We start from the raw sequence: 18,093 nt of genomic DNA on the forward strand, positions 1-18,093 counted from the left end.
CACCACCCGGCTCCGTTAGTTAGAAGGTGACGTTGACCTTGGCCCAGAGGGTACGCCCTGGCTCATTTACCGAAGTATTCGATGAATAACCGAAGGTGCTGTTGCCTGCCAGATTGAGGTGCTCGCTGTAGGTTTTGTTGAAGATGTTATCCAGGCCGGTGCTGAGTTTGACCTGCGGATGGGCCTTGTAGGCCACATTGGCGGAAAGCACGCCAAAGCCCGGGCTGTCGGCAAAGTCTTTACCCACCACGTTACCCTGATTGATCGCCACACGGTGCTGGCTACTGACCAGACGCCAAAGGCCGGTGCTGCTCCAGTCGCCACGTTCGTAGGTTAAACCCAGGCGCGCTTCCAGCGGCGGAATTTGGGGCAGTGGCTGGTGGTCAGTGGTGTTTTTACCCCAGGCATAGGCCAGACTGGCATCGGTTTTCCAGTGCTCGGCAAGTTGGTACCCCATACCCATTTCACCGCCCATAATGGTGGCATTCACGTTATCGGCCTGACTAATACGAACATGGTGCGGATCGTATTTGAACAGGATAAAGTCATTCACATGACCCAGATACGCGGACACCCAACTGTTAAAGCGCTTGTCGGTGTATTGCGCGCCGATATCGATTTGCGTGGTCTTTTCACTCTTCACGCTATCAAACGGGCTTTTACTGCCGTCCGGCCCCAGAGTCGGGGAGAACAGTTCCCAGTAGTCAGGGAAACGTTCGGTATAACCAATCCCGGCGTAAACCATCAGCGGCATGCCGGCAAGCGTATGCTCAATGCGCGTAAAACCGCTCGGCAAGGTATCGGAACGTTCACGCTCATTAGCCGATTGATAGTTATCCACCAGGCTGCGATCAAGGCGCACACCGCTGATAATCTTGCTTTGTTCGGTCGCGGTCCAGGTCAGTTCGCCAAAAGCGCCGTAGTTATGAAATTGCGCATCCTTCTGCCAGCCGTCGCCCTGTTTATTGCGGTGAGTGTTGGTTTGCGTATCCATGCCGCTTTCCAGCTTGAAATCTTGCCATAGCCAGGTCCCCATGACGCGTCCGCCGACGGTGCGGCGATCCAGTTGCATCGTCATCCCCATATTCATATGACCCATGCCCATATGTCCCATCGCCATGCCGCCCTGACCGGGGGAGCGAAGGGTGACGTTATCCATCACATGGTTGGCATAGTTGTAATAAACCTGAGCTTCGAGCTTGTCCAGCACCTCGCCAATGTTGGACTTTTCAAACCGCATGCCCAGGCTTTCACGCTTGAACTGTGAACCGTCCATGCTGCGCCCGGCATAACGTGCTTCGCCATTACCCCGGCCCATGGTCACTTCCAGCAGGGTATCGCTGTCTGGCGTCCAGCCCAGCGCCATATCCCCATTCCATTTATCCCAGCGCGATGGCACGCGATCACCATTGCCATCCTGATAGTCGTTGGAACGCGATTTGTTGCCCATCAGGCGCAAATAGCCTTGTTCGCCCCCCAGACTGGCGTCGATATTTTCATCCCAGCGACCGTTAGAACCGGCCAATACGCTGGCATTGCCCTTGATGCCGGGCTTGTCAAAGCGCGGACGCTCACGTTCGAAACGTACCGTTCCCGCCGAGGAGCCAGGCCCCCAGAGCACCGTCTGCGGGCCTTTGGTGATGGTCAGCAGGTCATAGCTTTCCGGTGAGATATAGGACGTCGGGGCATCCATTCTTGCCGGGCAGGCACCCAACATTTCGCCACCGTCGGTCAGAATTTTCAGTCGTGAGCCAAACATGCCGCGGAACACCGGATCGCCATTGGTACCGCCGTTACGGATCTGTGAGAAGCCCGGAATGGTTTTCAGATAATCCGAGCCATCGCTGGCCGGCACCGGCTGACGCGGCGTTTTAGGCGATGTCACTATGGTCATCGGTGAATAGAGTGGCGCAGTCACGGTAATGACGTCACCGTCGTTGGTTTTGACGGCAACATCATGCTGATGTTGTTCTGCGGCATGGCCATTGAAGGCCACCAGAGCAAACAAAGGCATCGCCGCAGTAATATGCAGTGACAGAGGGTGTTTTTTATAATTCTTGGTTTTACCGAACATCATCGTTCCTTAATGCAAATTTTGAAGCTAAACGTATTTTTATATCGCGACCGGTTATTATTTAGGCATAGTAGTGCCCGGAGCATCATGCCGCCGTAAATAAGGGTTCGTCCTCGCCATAGCGGATTAATAACGCCAGTCGAGTTGCGATAAATAATGATCTGCAGCAGTAAATCTGACAGGCGTACGTCAACTCCTGATTGAATTATCTCAACAGGAATAATTTGGCTGCAGTCTATTAATTTTTATATCAGAGGAAGTGATGCTGGTGGTGCGCGAGGTTGTGCTTCGGAGTGGGCCACATGGGCGAATAACGGGAAGATATAATGCGCTGGTGGTGCGCGGGACAGCAACGAGCCAGACCAGAACAACGGCGAATAGGCCAGGTCCAACAACGGCACATGGATCAGCAGCACGCAGTAACCGCAGGCGCTGTCATCCATCATCATCGCCATATTGTGGCTGCCGGTCTGCATGGCCATTGACATGCCCGGCATGCTGGCCTTAGTGCTCGGTGCTGGCGGTGGCGAGTGATGCCTATGTGCCGACATATCCATACCGCAGTCTGCCATGCTGGCGGTATCAGACTGCCCGACGCGCGCATGCTCCAGCGATCGGGAGATCACCGGGGCAATGAACAACATCAGGATCGCAAAAATCCCCAGACAGGCAGGGAGACGGCTTCGCGATGTAGCAGTCCTGATTAACGACACATATATCCTAAAACAGTGCGAAATTAACGGACGGAATTGTACTGTTTTATGCTGCAAATGTTAAAACATTTTATCCGGAGTTAGCCTATTGATAAAGTGAATTGCCGTTTGTCTCACATTCCCAACTCATTTAACCTTTAGGATATATCTTGGCCTCGCCGTGAAATAATACTGGCAGTAAAGGTAGTGTTATATCCAGACTGCTGAATATTCCAGCGTAAATATCATGGACAGGCTAAAAACATTGGGTAAATCCGTCTGCCGGAGTGCCCAGAAAAACCTCAACCTGCCAGTTTTTGCATCTCACCACGCACAATCCCGGTAATAGTCCGGATGAATAACGCAGCTATCACCACGCTTGCCAGAGCCAGTAATGAAACAGCTATGGCATCTGCCCAAATTGCCTGAGCAAACGCGGCATAACGTAGGCCGGCGCCTGCGGCGGCGGATAGCGGAAAACTGACGGCCCACCAGGAGACCCTAAACGGACAGCAGCGTCTGAGGTCACGTAGGCGTGAAAGCAGGATAGCCAGCAGCAGCAGTGTCAGAGCAAATAATCCTTCTGCGAACAAATCTACATGTCCCACGGTTATCACGTAGGCAGAAAACCCTACAGCAAAAGGGGCCAGCATAATTAACAGTGACGGGCTCATGGTCGAAGGCATTGGCTCTTCAAACATCAACCGCGAAAGAATGATTGTAAACAGGGGAATTGCAAAAAATAACCCAACCGACAACCCTAACACCATCAATGCATGTGGCGGTTCGGTAAAATGTAATGCAGGGACTGCCAGCGGAATATCCAGCATCCCCACCAATGGCACGATCCAGGCCGGAACGGCATGAACCCTTTGTTGACGAATACCAACCCAGCGACCGGCCATTAACCACGCAAATACCGTCATGCCTATTGCCCCCAATATCCATAGCGCGCGAGCCAGGGGCATACTGATTTCGGCCAGTATAGCGGGCAACAGCAATGCGCTAATGAGCGGCGTCCCAAATAGCGCACCGGCGATAGGGTGAGTAAACTCGGCTTTGACGTGTTCAAATCCTGTCGCCGCTTTAATGGCATAAGCCACAACCAGCAGCACGAATACGATCACCGCAGCACCACTAATTATTTGCGCAATCCACAAGGGTGTCCCCCACTGTGTATGAGCCATTCGCCAGGCCTGCCCTAAACCGGCTAATCCCATGACGGAACCAAACAAAGCTACGGGTAACCAGGACAACCGGGCAGCGGAAACGGAGATCATATTCAAGCCTCACCTTAGTTTGGCTGTGTTGCAGCCAAAGCATCCATCACACGAGCCGAGTACACCATCGCGGCCCCCGCGTTCAAAGCCACCGCTACGCCCAGTGCTTCTGCTATCTCTTCTCTGGTTGCGCCGTGTTTCACTGCTTCCGCAGTATGTACCGCGATACAGCCATCGCAATGTGTCGTAACCGCGACAGCCAGTGCGATCAGCTCACGAGTTTTGGCATCCAGATGAGAGGTTTTTTTCCCCGCTAGCGATAGCGCCTGATAGCCAGAAACGGTATCAGGGGCCAGCTTGCCCAATTCGCCGACACGGTTCATCAACTGCTTGCGGTACTCATTCCAATCCAACATGGTCTCTCCTTTCTTTGATGGGGCGATCATTGCGCAAAGCCAGATCGCATAAAAACCTGTCTAGATAATAGTCTTTGCTCGTGATCTGATGCATGATGTGGAGTCTATATTTTTAGCTCATTCGTCTCATGGATACTTTAAGTCAACTACTTTCACTTAGCCAAACGCAGGTCAGCTTAGATGTACGCTGCTTGTTGGACGGGGCATTTTCTATCCCACATGAGATCATGCGTCCTGGGGAGGCGACTTTCCATTTCCTGCTTTCCGGTAAGTGCCAGTTGCGCCTGGGCAAAGGCCAGACACTGAAGATGAATGCAGGAGACTTTGTTTTATTGCCCCATGGTTCCGCCCACGAATTACTAAACGTAACCAGGGATGCCCATTCAGTTCGGAAGATAACCCACGATATACGCATACAAGCAGGCAAGTCTCTACCGATCAAATGCAACCAGGATGCAGCCAACCAGGCTGACGTGGATTTGCTTTGTGGACGATTTATTTTTACTCGTGGTGCAGGGACACTGCTGATGCAGTCATTACCCCAAGTACTGCATGTCTGTTTGCGTGACTCTTCCGGGGTGGATCAGTTGGAAGCCTTGATCTCTCTGTTACGCACAGAAACCGACGATGCTCAGCCTGGTGCTCACTCAATTGTGAATACGCTTGGGCAGGTTCTTCTCATTTTTGCGTTGCGGACTTATAGCCAAGGCATAAATATATCGCCTAACTTACTGGCGTTAGCAGCGGACAGAAGGTTAGGCCCTTCGATTCAGGCCATCCTGGAGTTTCCATCGCAGCCATGGACGATTTCATCGCTCGGTAAAATGGTTGCTATGTCGCGTGCTACCTATGCCCGGCAGTTTCAGGATAGATCTGGCATGACGGTGGGGGGATTTCTTACCCAAATCAGGATTATGCGAGCGTGTGAACTGCTGTCTAACACCGCTCTGGGTCAAGCAGATATTGGCGAGGCCGTCGGGTATCAATCCGAAGCGGCCTTCGGTAAAGCATTTCACAAAATCATGGGACAGACACCGGGCCGGTGGCGGCGGGGGCAACGTATTGGAGCTTAATCCATTTAGAATCGGTGATTACGCGGGTTGTTCCCCCAGTGCCTTTAACCAAACAATGAAGGCGTCAATCTTCGGCCACTGGCGGTCGGAAAGTGTCGATACATAGTAGTGCTGGTCGCATTTGAGCTCCATTTTCGGGAAGGGTGCGACCAGTTCACCGGAGCTGAGTCGTTTGTGGATCAACCGCTTGCGGCCCATGGCCACGCCAACATGATTGATGGCTGCTGTTACGGCCAGATCGGAACGATCAAAACCTATACCCGGAGAGGTATCCAGATTGACATCGAAATGCTGAGCCCAACTGTGCCACTCATCGGTACCGGAATCATAGCTCCAGGCTTGTCGATCGTGGAGCAGGGTGCAATGGGAGAGGTTGCCGGGAAAGTTGGCCAGCTCAAATTGACTGGCGTACTCCGGGCTGCATACCGGAATGATCGCTTCATCCATCAGGTATTGATAATGAAGCTGCGATGATGGCGTGGCATCGAAGTAAACCGCCAGATCAATGCCGGCGCGTTGGAAGTTCACATATTCGTTACCGGTCAGAATGGTCAGATTAATGGCGGGGTATCGGCGGGAGAAATCCGCCAACGCCGGCACGATCCAGCACTGGGCAATGGAGGGACGGGAGTAGATCGTTAATGAACCTGATAGCGCCTGATTCTTGATATCCAGAATCTCCTGGTTCAGGGTGCCGAGTGAGGATTTTAGCGCCCAAAAAACCCGTTTGCCTTCGGTCGTGAGTTCCACCTTTCGGTGAGAGCGGACAAACAGCTGGATACCCAGATTGGCCTCAAGCTGGTTAATATTATGGCTGACGGCGCTGGGGCTGACAGAAAGCTCATCGGCCGCCATGGCGAAAGACTCATGCCGTGCAGCCACTTCAAAGGTAAATAACCGCGATAACTGCCAGCCATTCAGTGACCGATGCGGCCCCGTTGGCAAATGATTTACCGTCATAATCCCCCCTGGAAATTTAAAAACGCCTACGATTTACACACCGACTTGATGAGTAAAGTTGACCCATGTCGCTAAATTGCCCCATTTTTTGGCATAAGTCACTCGTTTGATTCTGTTTCACTCATGTGAGGGCGGATTTTTATCGTTTGTCACCGATCGTCGTTTTCCTGTCCAATGGCAGTCAGTTAATGACGGGGGTATGGGCTATGGATTCGCAAGTTTGGGTTGCCGGCACGCTGATCGCCAGTATCGCGATCATCATTGTGACCATCGTGAAGTTTAAGTTTCACCCATTTTTGGCGTTACTGTTGGCGAGCTTCTTTGTCGGCGGCATGATGGGCATGGGCCCGATTGACATGGTCAATGCCATCGAAAACGGCATCGGCAGTACGCTAGGTTTTTTGGCTGCGGTTATTGGGCTGGGAACCATTCTGGGCAAGATGATGGAGGTCTCCGGCGCGGCAGAGCGTATTGGCATTGCGTTGCAACGCTGCCGCTGGTTGTCTGTCGACGTGATTATGGTGTTGGTCGGCTTGGTTTGCGGTATCACGCTGTTTGTTGAAGTAGGCGTAGTTCTGTTGATCCCATTGGCTTTTTCCATCGCCAGAAAAACCGGGACTTCATTGCTCAAGCTGGCCATTCCTCTGTGTACCGCACTGATGGCGGTGCACTGTGTAGTTCCTCCTCATCCGGCTGCGTTGTTTGTTACCAACAAGCTGGGAGCCGATGTAGGCACAGTGATTGTTTATGGTCTGTTGGTCGGGCTGACGGCGTCGCTGGTAGGTGGCCCATTGTTCCTGAAATTGTTGGGTAAACGCTTGCCGTTCAAAGCGGTACCACCTGAGTTCTCCAACCTGGCCGTGCGGGAAGAACATTCACTGCCATCACTGGGGGCAACGCTGTTTACGGTTTTGCTGCCGATAGTGCTGATGCTGGTCAAAACGGTCGCTGAGCTGAATCTGAATAAAGAAGGGCACTTGTTTGCCGCTATGGAGTTTATCGGTAACCCGATCATTGCCATGTTTATTGCAGTATTCGTGGCTTACTACGTTCTCGGGATCCGTCGTCATATGGGGATGAGCGCGCTGTTGAGCCATACTGAGTCCGGTTTCTCCTCCATCGCCAATATCTTGTTGATCATCGGTGCCGGCGGGGCATTTAACAGTATTTTGAAGACCAGCGGCCTGGCCGATACCCTGGCGCTGATGCTGTCAAACCTGCATATGCATCCTATCCTGCTAGCCTGGCTGGTCGCACTTATTCTGCATGCCGCCGTGGGTTCCGCCACCGTAGCCATGATGGGCGCCACGGCGATAGTCGCGCCGATGTTGTCGCTTTATCCCAATGTTAGCCCGGAGATTGTGACCATTGCCATCGGTTCTGGCGCTATCGGCTGCACCATAGTGACGGATTCACTGTTCTGGTTGGTGAAGCAATATTGTGGGGCGACGCTGAATGAAACCTTCAAGTACTACACTACGGCCACCTTTATCGCATCGGTATTGGCGCTGGGCATGACCTTCCTGCTTTCATATATTATTTGAGGATATCGTCGGCAATCGTCATCAGGCACTATCCTGCGACGATTGCCGTTATTAAGGTTGTTTTTGATCAGCAGTGAAGCGTGCAGGACGATAAATTGCAGGTATTTCCGGGTTATTACCGCTGATCAGCTCTTCACTGACCATTCGGCCCAGGGTAGCCGCACAGGTTACCGCCGGATGCATGACGGCAACATAAACGCCAGGCATCTCCTCGATAAATCCGATGACCGGACATCCATCTTCCGGCACTGGGCGCTGTCCCACCGATTGACTCAGTAAGTGCAGCGAAGCTGCGCCGTTCAATCCTGTCTTCATCGCTGCCAGTGTCTCAGCGGCGACATTATCGGTACTGCCCGATAGTGGATAGTCTTCCGCAGCCAGGATATCACCGTTACGGGCATGCCGGGCTTCTACATCATGACCAGAAATCAAGGTGTTAATTAAATGTTTTTCGGAGCTGAACCGTAACAAAATTGCCGGCGAGGCCAGGATCGGCAACGGGATCCCAAGGGTATCAAGTAGGGGAGTTATACCCGTTCCACAGGCCAGGATGACCCTATCCGCATTTAATTCGCCTTCCGGGGTTTGGATGCCGGTAACCTGGTTTCCATTTCGGAGAAAGCCGATGACTGCCGTTTGACTTTTCAGCGTAGCCCCCAGGCTACAGGCCTTTTCCAGCAGGGCGTATGTGGCATCTATTGGGTCGACAGCACCATCATAAACCGCATAATATGCACGCTGTGGCGGGTTGTTAAACGCGGGTTCAAGCTGGGATATCTCGGGTTCTCGAAGCAGGTTTTCATCAGGCTGACTTTCCAGCGATTCATCGTCATAACTCAGTGCACCAGTCCAGTTCACCCAAAGCTCCGGGATTTCTTTTTCCAGTCGCTGCCAATCTGCCACCGATGCGCGGCGAAGAAATGCATCTGGTGCGTCATCACTGACTGTCGTGTGGATCCAGCCAAAAGAGCTGCTGGTAGCGCCAGAAGCGGGTTGGTCTTTATCGATGATCGTCACTTTTATGCCGCGACTTGCCAAATGATAGGCTATTGATGCACCCATAATCCCCGCACCAATAACAATCATATGTTTCTCAGTGGTACACATACGGAGTTCCTTGTGTGAAAACTGGCCTGACTATCCCATAAATGGCCAAAGCGTGCAGAGGTATTTTGGGTCGGAGTTTACGTATAGCCATAACTGGTCGAAGACCTGGCAGTATTCTTACTATTCCACAGGTTGCGGATGTATTTTGCCGTTTTATTCACTCAGAATTGATAGCTGTAGTTCACATTGAGAAAGTAAAGGGCAGGAGAGTCGTAACTGCCTTTCACCGGTTGCGACGAAACATGGGAAGAGTCCATAGTAAGGTATTCAAAGGCGGCACCAATGTTGCTGGCGGAAGTGAGCTGATATTGCGCACCGACCCCAAAACGCCAAGCCGCACCGGAAGGCATGGTCATAGAGGTGTCATTTTGTGAACGGTAGAAGCTGCTGTCATACGCCACCCCGGTATTCAACCGCCATCTGTCATCCGGCCGGAACTGAAGGCCCAATGCCGTATGCCAGGTATCGCGCAGACGGTTATCACGGGGTATTTCAGAACCGGCCACTGACACTTGATTAGTGCCATAAGCACTCCAGTCTTGCCAGCCGAGGTCACCCATAACAGACCAGCGAACATTAATATCATGCACCACACTCAGCATGAGTTGTGCTGGCGTATTGACCTGTGCGGAAATAGGGAGGTTATATGTCCTGTTGGGAAGTTGAGGAAAACGTGCCGTACCATCAATATTGAAATGATAGTCGGTTTTGCTGGCATAGTTCAAACCAACCCGTGTGTTCTTCGTTGCATCGAACAGCAGACCAGTGCGAAAGTTCAATGCCCAATCGTGATCTGTCTGTTTTTCATCCCATCCGCCTACGTTGCGTGTTAAGGAAAGGAAGCCGTAATTAATACCGAGCCCTACGCCCCATGACAGTCTGTCATTTATCTTCCAGGCCAGCGCTGGGCTTATCGTCAATGCCAATAAGGTGCTGTCTTTGATAAGCCGGTCGCCGGCCCAGTCGCCAAAACCAAGCCCCAGGCCGTAGTTACCATAAACCCCGACCCCTGCAGACAGGTCATCGTTCAGGCGCTGGTGATAAAAAAGACTGGCGGCGGGAAACCAACCGAGGGTGTTACCCGGGCTAGGCCCCTGCAGTGTGGCATCGTTGTCGAGGCGGTAGGGAGTGTCACCATACAACGTCTGCAGGCCGCCGGTGAGCATTCTGTCGGGCAACCGCGTCATGCCCGCAGGATTCGTTACCAGAGTGGAGGCATCCTGCGCTCGAGCGGCCTGTCCAGCACCTGCAAGTCCGGTATCCTCGGTTGCGATCTCATAAAGGTAAAGTCCACTTGCATGTGATGTAACTGAAAATAGGACACACGAAATCAATGCTACTCTGAACTGCATATTGCCTCCGGAGAAACATGCATGGCAGGTTAAAGGGCGGGTTTTTATGATGAAATGGCAACTGTTTATAAACATAGCAAAACACTGAAGCTCGACAAGTTTAAGTGACGACGAGCATGCATCACAGATCCTGGATATAAGGCACTAAAACACGGAAGATAAAGTAATAAAAATCCTATAAAACCATGTATTTAATCAATGTAAAAAGTCAAACTCCTGATTTATTGGATGCACAAAAACCAATTTAAAATAACTATCTCTTCATCGGAAAGGCTGTGACTGGATTTGAATGATTTTTTTTCTTAAAAAGAATGCAGCGTGGTCGTTATTATCTATACTGAAAAGGTTTTGTTTTTCATGTTCCTAATGATGGGTAATGTGAAACGCTCATCTAAAATGCAATATCTCCCAGTAGGTTACGATCTTATATCTTCCATTATCTGTTCAAATCAATGTATTCAACCTATAACAGTTCTGCCTAAGGATATACATGATGAAAAGAACCTATAAAGGTGTTGGTGTATTAGCTTTTGCCGCCAGCTCCTTGCTTTCTGTCGGAAATGCAATAGCAGAAGATCCAGCCCAGAACCCGCTCGGCACTGAAAACACAAAGAGTAAGCCTAATATCATTTTAATTGTCGCGGACGACACCGGTTATGGTGATCTCGGCGCTTACGGCGGCGGAGAAGGCCGTGGGATGCCGACACCAAATCTGGATAAGATGGCTCAGGAAGGTATGACGTTTTTTAGTTTTTATGGTCAGCCAAGCAGTACGCCAGGACGTGCTGCCATGCAAACCGGTCGTATTCCAAATCGCAGCGGGATGACGACCGTAGCGTTCCAGGGACAAGGTGGCGGGTTACCCAAAGAAGAATGGACTCTGGCCTCTGTGTTGAAAACAGCGGGCTACAACACCTTCTTTACCGGCAAATGGCATCTGGGTGAATCCGATTACGCGATGCCTAATGCCCAAGGCTACGATGAGATGCGGTACGTTGGACTTTATCATCTGAATGCCTATACCTATGCCGATCCTTCATGGTTCCCCGATATGGATCCAAAACTGCGTGAAATGTTCCAGCGCGTAACCCGGGGAGCATTGTCAGGCAAAGCGGGCGAAACCCCGACTGAAGATTTCAAAGTAAATGGGCAGTACGTCAATACACCAGAAATCGATGGCAAAGAAGGTGTGGTAGGTATTCCATTCTTTGACCGCTATGTGGAAAAAGCATCGCTGGAATACCTTGCCGCTCACGCCAAGTCAGACAAGCCCTTCTTCATGAGCATTAACTTCATGAAAAACCATCAGCCCAACATGCCGGATCCTGATTACATAGGGAAATCGATGGCCAAGACAAAATATGCTGATTCGATGGTTGAGATGGACTCACGTGTTGGCCATATCATGGATAAAGTCCGTGAGTTGGGCCTGGATAAAAATACGTTAGTGATTTTCACTACGGACAACGGTGCCTGGCAGGACGTCTATCCAGATGCCGGCTATACTCCGTTCCGAGGCACCAAGGGGACAGATAGGGAAGGTGGCAGCCGTGTTCCGGCTATTGCCTGGATGCCGGGGAAAATAAAAGCCGATGTGAAAAATCACGACATCGTGGGGGGCCTGGATTTAATGGCAACCTTCGCCTCTGTCGCCGGGATTAAAGAGTTACCGAAAAATGACCGTGCTGGGAAACCGATTATTTTCGACAGCTTTGACATTTCCCCCGTGCTGTTTGGGACCGGCCCAGACCCGCGCACCGAGTGGTTCTACTTTACCGAAAATGAACTGACCCCAGGAGCAGCCCGCGTGGGTCATTACAAAGCAGTTTTCAATCTGCGCGGCGATAATGGTGCGTCAACAGGGGGGCTAGCTGTAGACAGCAACCTGGGCTGGAAAGGTGCGTCATCCTACGTTGCAACCGTGCCACAAATTTTCGATCTTTGGCAGGATCCTCAGGAACGTTATGACATTTTCATGAACAACTATACTGAGCACACTTGGACGCTGGTGACCTTCAATGAGTCAATCACCAATTTGATGAAAACCTACGTTAAGTACCCGCCGCGTAAAGCGCAGAGCGAGGCATACAGTGGGCCAGTGACTATCAGCCAGTACGAGCGTTTCCAAAACATTCGCGACCAAATGAAAGAAAACGGTTTCCAATTAGGCATGCCTACAGGCAATTGATTTTCTGATTCAATGGCCTGGTCATAGACTGGGCCGATTTTTTCAAACCTATTAAGGTATTGAGATGAATAACTTTGCACGACTGCCAAAGCGGGTTATTGGTTCTGGTTGGTGCCTTGTCACTACATTGATTTTACTTGTTTTTCTTTCTCTTCCTATGGTGAGTGTTGCCACAGAACAAAATGCCGCCCTTTCATCCTGGAGTGACTCTGCAGCTAAATCAAAAATTGTCGATTTCGTGAAAAAAGTCACGGACGTTAATGGTTCGGATTTTGTGAAGCCTGAAGAGCGCATTGCCGTATTTGACAATGACGGTACATTATGGACCGAGCAACCGGCTTATGTTCAGTTGATCTACCTAATGGATCGCATCAAAGAATTGTCACCACAGCACCCTGAATGGAAAAATCAACAGCCTTTCAAAGGGGTGATTGAAAATGATATGCGTGCAGTTGCGGCTACGGGTAACCAGGGCCTGATGGCCATCGAGCACGCAGCAGATGTGGGGCTAACGACGGATGAGTTCAAGCAGAGTGTATTAAAATGGCTGGATACTGCACGAGACCCGCGTTTTAAACGTCCTTATACCGAGCTGGTTTTCCAGCCTATGCTGGAACTCTTGAATTACTTACGTGCAAACGGTTTTAAAACCTACATTGTTTCTGGTGGAGGGGTTGATTTTATACGTCCCTGGGCAGAGAGAGTCTATGGCATTCCCCCTGAACAGGTCGTAGGCTCAACCGACAAGGTTAAATTTGAAGTCGACAAAAAGGGGCAACCAAAGCTGATTAAACAAGGTGTCATCAACTTCATTGATGATGGTGACAATAAGCCGGTCGCAATCAACCGGTTTATTGGCCGAAAACCTATTCTGGCATTCGGTAACTCAGACGGCGACTTACCCATGTTGCAGTATGTCGCATCTGGCCAAGGGCCGAACTTGGTGCTGTACCTGCATCATGATGATGCTGAACGTGAATATGCGTATGACCGCAAATCCAGTTTTGGCAAATTAGATAAAGGCCTGGATGTGGCGAGAGATAAAGGTTGGCCTGTTGTCAGCATGAAAAAAGACTGGACGTCAGTATATCCAGAAGCTCAGGCCAAATAACGATAATGGCATTATTTTGTTGTACCTGAGGGGAATCGAACCCCTTTTTTATGAGAAATCAGAAGGCAGAGGTGTGATAAAACAATGAAACATAGCACAACTATTCCGCTTAACCCGCTTCTCAATTTTGAGAAAATGTCGGTAAATTTCAAACGTCGTTATCATGTTATGGCTAAACCTTCCGGTTCGACGTGTAACCTTGATTGCAGCTACTGTTTTTATCTGCATAAAGAAGAACTCTTGCATCAGCACCGCGATATGGGAATGAGTGATGAAGTTCTTGAAAGCTTTATTCGCCAATATATTTCCAGTCAGGACGGTGAGGAGATTATATTTTCCTGGCAGGGCGGAGAGCCTACCTTAATGGGACTTGAGTTCTTTGAAAAAGTGGTCGCATTTCAGAAAAAATATCAACCTCAGAACCAACGAATAGAAAATGACCTACAAACTAATGCGGTATTGATCAATGATCATTGGGCCAGATTTCTAAAAAAACATAATTTTCTGGTAGGTGTTTCCATCGATGGTCCACGTGAATTACACGATCGTTATCGCGTCACTCGCAGTGGCAAACCCACGTTTGACCGGGTGATGAAAGGCGTTGAGTTCTTAAAAAAACACGGTGTTCCTTTTAATGCACTGGTCGTAGTAAACCGTACTAATGCTCGCTTCCCACTCGAAGTTTATCGTTTCCTGACCCAGGAGCTTGGGGCGACCTATATTCAGTTTAATCCTTGTGTTGAGCCGGTTGACTTCAAACAGACAGCACCTCAATTCTGGAATGATGACAGTATTCCCGTCACCGGCACACGCAGGGCAAAACCGGGGGATTTAGACTCAATTGTAACCGACTGGTCAGTTGATCCCGAAGACTGGGGAAAGTTTTTGATCGCGACTTTCCAGGAGTGGGTCAGTAAAGATTTGGGTAGGGTGCAAGTCAACCTGTTTGAGACCGCTGTTGTTCAAACCATGGGATTGCCTTCACAATTGTGTATTACCGCCGAATTCTGCGGAAAAGGATTAGCGATAGAAAAAAACGGGGATGTGTTCTCCTGTGATCATTATGTGTATCCCGAGTACCGATTAGGCAACGTGTCAACCCATAAACTGGCCCATCTGGTTTTCTCCGAGCGACAAAAGCAATTTGGCATGGGAAAGCGCGATACGCTGCCTGAGTATTGTAAAAAATGCCCTTATCTGAACTTGTGTTGGGGAGAATGCCCAAAAAACAGGGTGGTACGGGCACCTGATGGCGAACTCGGGCTGAATTATTTATGTCCAGGGATCAGGGCTTTTTTTGAATCAGTATCGCCTGCTTTAGATCAGATAGCCAAAATTCTCAAAAATATAAATGTGTAATCACAGAAAATCTCAAGGAACAAAGTGACATGGTTGCGAACTGAAGCCCGGTATGGTCTAGTCATCGTGTTCAAGTTGCAGCCATGATAAAGCCCAGAACCTCAGATTCTACGTATATCCACCCAGGTGCGCATAATGTATATTATGTTAAATTGCATTTATGGCTACGCACCAGGCTGTCCATCCTGGCCATAGCTCACCTCGCCTTTCTCTTTACCGGTTCTTTCAGCAGCTAACGCCTGTTCATTGATGACTATTGGTTTGTGATTCAACATCACCTGCGTCAACAATTGGTCGGCGTGCCCTGGTGAAAACGCATCTGCCATCGACCGCCATTGTCATTTGCAGATAACAGCCAGATCGACGAACGCAATGTGCACCGAGTAACACCACCATCATCACTGCGATGAAAGCTACGGTATGTCAGCAACACCGCACCTTCGGCAATGATGGCCAACTTAAAGCCTTCGGAAAAAATCGGTGTCTGACCACTTTCTATTTGAAGTGCCGCCAGGGTTTGCTGTTTGTCATAGTAATGACCTGAGCGCCCAATCTCTTCAAAGTCTTCATGCAGCAACTCACTCACCACAGCAATGTTGTTTCTCGTTGCCGGCTGATGCAGCGTAACTTCCATGGATTGGATTAGTGCCAATAGCTGTGTCGAATCGGTCAAAACACCCTCCTTTTTTGATCGCGCTACGTGAAATCTGAAATGAATTGGCTGCCATGACCTTGCAGATTTTGCCAAAATGCACCGTTAAAGATCCCCTTAAGGCGGAATCTGGACCCTTGTGGGTTCAGAACCTGAGCAATTTCGTAATAAATCGTTCGTACGGTGATACCCAACCACATTCCTGGGGCCTTACTGACTGCTATTTAACATAAGTTCGTGACAATGTCACTCATGTCCCTATCGGCCGCAATGTGCCATATCCGTGTTTTTTATTTGAACATTTTTCATTACAGTGTCACCTCAAAAAAAGGTGCCAGGACAGAAATGGTTTCTGCGACATAGCCTTCGCCATCATACATATCCATATGGTTTGCGCCTTCGACAATGTGGTAACGCTTGTCATTGCTGGCTGCACGGTCGTAGAGATCGTCGCTCATCCATTTGCTGCCCGCCGCGCTGCCAGCCACGATTTGCATCGGCTGGCTCAGGTAGATTTCAGCCATGTGATAAGCGTCATAAGTGATGATTTGGTTCAGACTACGCAAGGTGGCAAAGCTCGGCGCGGTCGGATACTGCGCACGCGGCGTGTGGTAATACTCCCAGGCCTGACGCAGCTCTTCATTGGGTGCATCAGACTCTTTCATCGGTGCCAGCGGCATGGTACCCATTTCGTTACTGCGGGCATCCTGTGTGCGTGCATTAGAACCCACGTCAACCAGTGGCAACGCGTCAATGGATTTAACGTTATTCTCCCAGCCATTGCGGAACATGGAACCAATATTCACCGCACTGACGGTACCGATCGCCTTGATACGGCGATCCTGAATCGCAGCATTAGCGGTATAACCGGCTCCGGCGCAGATCCCCATGGCGCCGATGCGAGCATTGTCGACGTAAGGCAGCGTAGTCAGATAATCAATCACTGCACTGACGTCTTCGGTACGGATGTAGGGATTTTCCAGTTGACGGGGTTCACCGCCGCTTTCGCCCTGATAAGAAGCGTCATAAGCAAGGGTGACAAATCCCTTCTCGGCTAATTTACTTGCGTAAGTGCCGGCAGTTTGCTCTTTAACCCCCCCACCAGGATGTGAAACGACGATCGCCGGATACTGACGATTTTCGTCAAAATCAATTGGGAAATAGATAACGGCGGATAAAGAAATCGCCGGGTTGTTGGTATTAATAAAGCTAATCTTCTGGTTCATCATCAAATTCCTTATCAGTGTGTATTTGTCAGTAATCGTGCTGAGTGATACCACTATAGACGCTGTCAATTAAGATGATTAGACTCAAAATTGTGATTGGTCTTATCATTTAAATGATTAATTGGAGTATCAATGAAGCGTGATGAGATAGCGGATTTGGTGGTGTTTGTGACCGTCGCTGAAGAGCGGAGCTTTACCCGTGCAGCAGCGCGTTTGGGAATGGCGCAGTCAGCGTTGAGCCAGATAGTTCGCCGTATAGAAGAGCGTCTTGGATTGCGTTTGTTAACCAGAACAACACGCAGCGTGGTACCGACTGAAGCCGGTGAACATTTACTTTCGACTCTCGGCCCCATGCTGCACGATATGGACTCTGCCATGACCTCATTGGGCGATCTGCGCGGTCGCCCTTCTGGCTTGATACGCATTACTACCGTTGAACATGCGGCAAAGACTATTTTGCTGCCAGCCATGCGTACGTTGCTCAGTACACATCCCGAGATCAAAGTAGAAATAATTATCGATTATGGCCTTACCGATGTTGTGTCCGAGCGTTTCGATGCCGGCGTTCGGCTGGGCGGTGAAATGGATAAGGATATGATCGCGGTACGTATTGGCCCGGACATTCCGATGGCAATCGTGGGAGCACCGAGCTATCTCACCAAGCGTGGTGTGCCAACTTCTGTGGCTCAACTGATCGATCACCAGGCAATTAACCTCTTTCTTCCCACCTCAGGGACAGCTAATCGCTGGAGATTAATCCGTGGCGGACGGGAAGTCCGTGTTCGCATGGAAGGACAACTTTTGTTTAATAACCTGGATCTGATTCTGGATGCTGCCATTGATGGTCACGGACTGGCTTATTTGCCGTATGACCAGGTACAGGCCGCAATTGCTGACAAACAACTAGTGCGAGTCCTGGATAAGTTCACTCCCGACTTGCCGGGGTACCATCTTTACTATCCACACCGCCGCCATGCGGGCTCAGCCTTTTCTCTACTTATTGACACCCTCAAGCACATGAAATACATCAAGTAAATGATATTTAATAGCTCCAGATAATAGTACCTGGCACAAATGACAATACCCTGAAGGTCATTAACTGCTGCCTGCAATCATACA

General features: G+C 50.1%; 15 protein-coding genes. 6 read left to right on the forward strand and 9 right to left on the reverse strand.

Annotated features, from left to right (window positions below; all coding sequences use genetic code 11):
- Positions 1-19: 19 nt before the first annotated feature.
- The 4 genes from FCL49_RS02300 to FCL49_RS02315 form a co-directional block, all read right to left on the reverse strand.
- On the reverse strand, positions 20-2,077 hold the full coding sequence (locus FCL49_RS02300; RefSeq protein WP_368040102.1) for a TonB-dependent copper receptor: 2,058 nt from the start codon (positions 2,075-2,077) through the stop codon (positions 20-22).
- A 242-nt stretch (positions 2,078-2,319) separates the two neighbouring features.
- Positions 2,320-2,718 (reverse strand): DUF2946 domain-containing protein, encoded by a 399-nt coding sequence (locus tag FCL49_RS02305; RefSeq protein WP_254611028.1) that lies wholly within the window; start codon positions 2,716-2,718, stop codon positions 2,320-2,322.
- A 350-nt stretch (positions 2,719-3,068) separates the two neighbouring features.
- Positions 3,069-4,046: an SLAC1 anion channel family protein gene (locus FCL49_RS02310; RefSeq protein WP_174352248.1), complete on the reverse strand. Its 978-nt coding sequence runs from the start codon at positions 4,044-4,046 to the stop codon at positions 3,069-3,071.
- Positions 4,047-4,060: 14 nt separating this feature from the next.
- Complete coding sequence (locus FCL49_RS02315) at positions 4,061-4,402, reverse strand: carboxymuconolactone decarboxylase family protein (protein WP_174352249.1); 342 nt, start codon at positions 4,400-4,402, stop codon at positions 4,061-4,063.
- Positions 4,403-4,530: 128 nt separating this feature from the next.
- On the opposite strand from FCL49_RS02315, the gene FCL49_RS02320 reads away from it, so the two are divergent.
- Positions 4,531-5,475, forward strand: a complete 945-nt coding sequence (locus FCL49_RS02320; RefSeq protein ID WP_174352250.1) for a cupin domain-containing protein — start codon at positions 4,531-4,533, stop codon at positions 5,473-5,475.
- An 18-nt stretch (positions 5,476-5,493) separates the two neighbouring features.
- On the opposite strand, the gene dsdC is transcribed toward FCL49_RS02320, so the two are convergent.
- Entirely contained in the window at positions 5,494-6,435 is a 942-nt protein-coding gene (gene dsdC, locus FCL49_RS02325; protein WP_174352251.1) for a DNA-binding transcriptional regulator DsdC, read from the reverse strand.
- Positions 6,436-6,641: 206 nt separating this feature from the next.
- On the opposite strand from dsdC, the gene dsdX reads away from it, so the two are divergent.
- Complete coding sequence (gene dsdX, locus FCL49_RS02330; RefSeq protein ID WP_174352252.1) at positions 6,642-7,979, forward strand: D-serine transporter DsdX; 1,338 nt, start codon at positions 6,642-6,644, stop codon at positions 7,977-7,979.
- A gap of 51 nt (positions 7,980-8,030) precedes the next feature.
- Here the strand turns inward: dsdX and FCL49_RS02335 are convergent, their stop codons facing one another.
- Both FCL49_RS02335 and FCL49_RS02340 read right to left on the reverse strand, forming a co-directional pair.
- Entirely contained in the window at positions 8,031-9,086 is a 1,056-nt protein-coding gene (locus FCL49_RS02335; RefSeq protein WP_174352253.1) for an NAD(P)/FAD-dependent oxidoreductase, read from the reverse strand.
- A 161-nt stretch (positions 9,087-9,247) separates the two neighbouring features.
- Positions 9,248-10,438, reverse strand: coding sequence for an OmpP1/FadL family transporter (locus tag FCL49_RS02340; RefSeq protein ID WP_174352254.1), 1,191 nt, complete (start codon positions 10,436-10,438; stop codon positions 9,248-9,250).
- Positions 10,439-10,928: 490 nt separating this feature from the next.
- Here FCL49_RS02340 and FCL49_RS02345 point away from each other — a divergent pair, with 490 nt between their 5' ends.
- From FCL49_RS02345 to FCL49_RS02355, 3 genes are all read left to right on the forward strand, one after another.
- Complete coding sequence (locus FCL49_RS02345) at positions 10,929-12,626, forward strand: arylsulfatase (protein WP_254611027.1); 1,698 nt, start codon at positions 10,929-10,931, stop codon at positions 12,624-12,626.
- A gap of 64 nt (positions 12,627-12,690) precedes the next feature.
- On the forward strand, positions 12,691-13,737 hold the full coding sequence (locus FCL49_RS02350; protein WP_174352255.1) for an HAD family hydrolase: 1,047 nt from the start codon (positions 12,691-12,693) through the stop codon (positions 13,735-13,737).
- Between the two features lie 84 nt (positions 13,738-13,821).
- Positions 13,822-15,096, forward strand: a complete 1,275-nt coding sequence (locus FCL49_RS02355; protein ID WP_174352256.1) for an anaerobic sulfatase maturase — start codon at positions 13,822-13,824, stop codon at positions 15,094-15,096.
- A gap of 283 nt (positions 15,097-15,379) precedes the next feature.
- Here FCL49_RS02355 and FCL49_RS02360 read toward each other — a convergent pair whose 3' ends face one another.
- Both FCL49_RS02360 and FCL49_RS02365 read right to left on the reverse strand, forming a co-directional pair.
- Positions 15,380-15,769 carry a DUF4440 domain-containing protein gene (locus FCL49_RS02360; protein WP_254611026.1) on the reverse strand — a complete coding sequence of 130 codons (390 nt, stop codon included), beginning with the start codon at positions 15,767-15,769 and terminating at the stop codon, positions 15,380-15,382.
- A gap of 287 nt (positions 15,770-16,056) precedes the next feature.
- On the reverse strand, positions 16,057-16,977 hold the full coding sequence (locus tag FCL49_RS02365) for an alpha/beta hydrolase (protein ID WP_174352257.1): 921 nt from the start codon (positions 16,975-16,977) through the stop codon (positions 16,057-16,059).
- Between the two features lie 129 nt (positions 16,978-17,106).
- Here FCL49_RS02365 and FCL49_RS02370 point away from each other — a divergent pair, with 129 nt between their 5' ends.
- Complete coding sequence (locus FCL49_RS02370) at positions 17,107-18,009, forward strand: LysR family transcriptional regulator (RefSeq protein ID WP_174352258.1); 903 nt, start codon at positions 17,107-17,109, stop codon at positions 18,007-18,009.
- Positions 18,010-18,093 lie beyond the last annotated feature (84 nt).

This window comes from Serratia proteamaculans (assembly GCF_013337185.1).
Taxonomy (GTDB): Bacteria; Pseudomonadota; Gammaproteobacteria; order Enterobacterales; family Enterobacteriaceae; genus Serratia; species Serratia proteamaculans_D.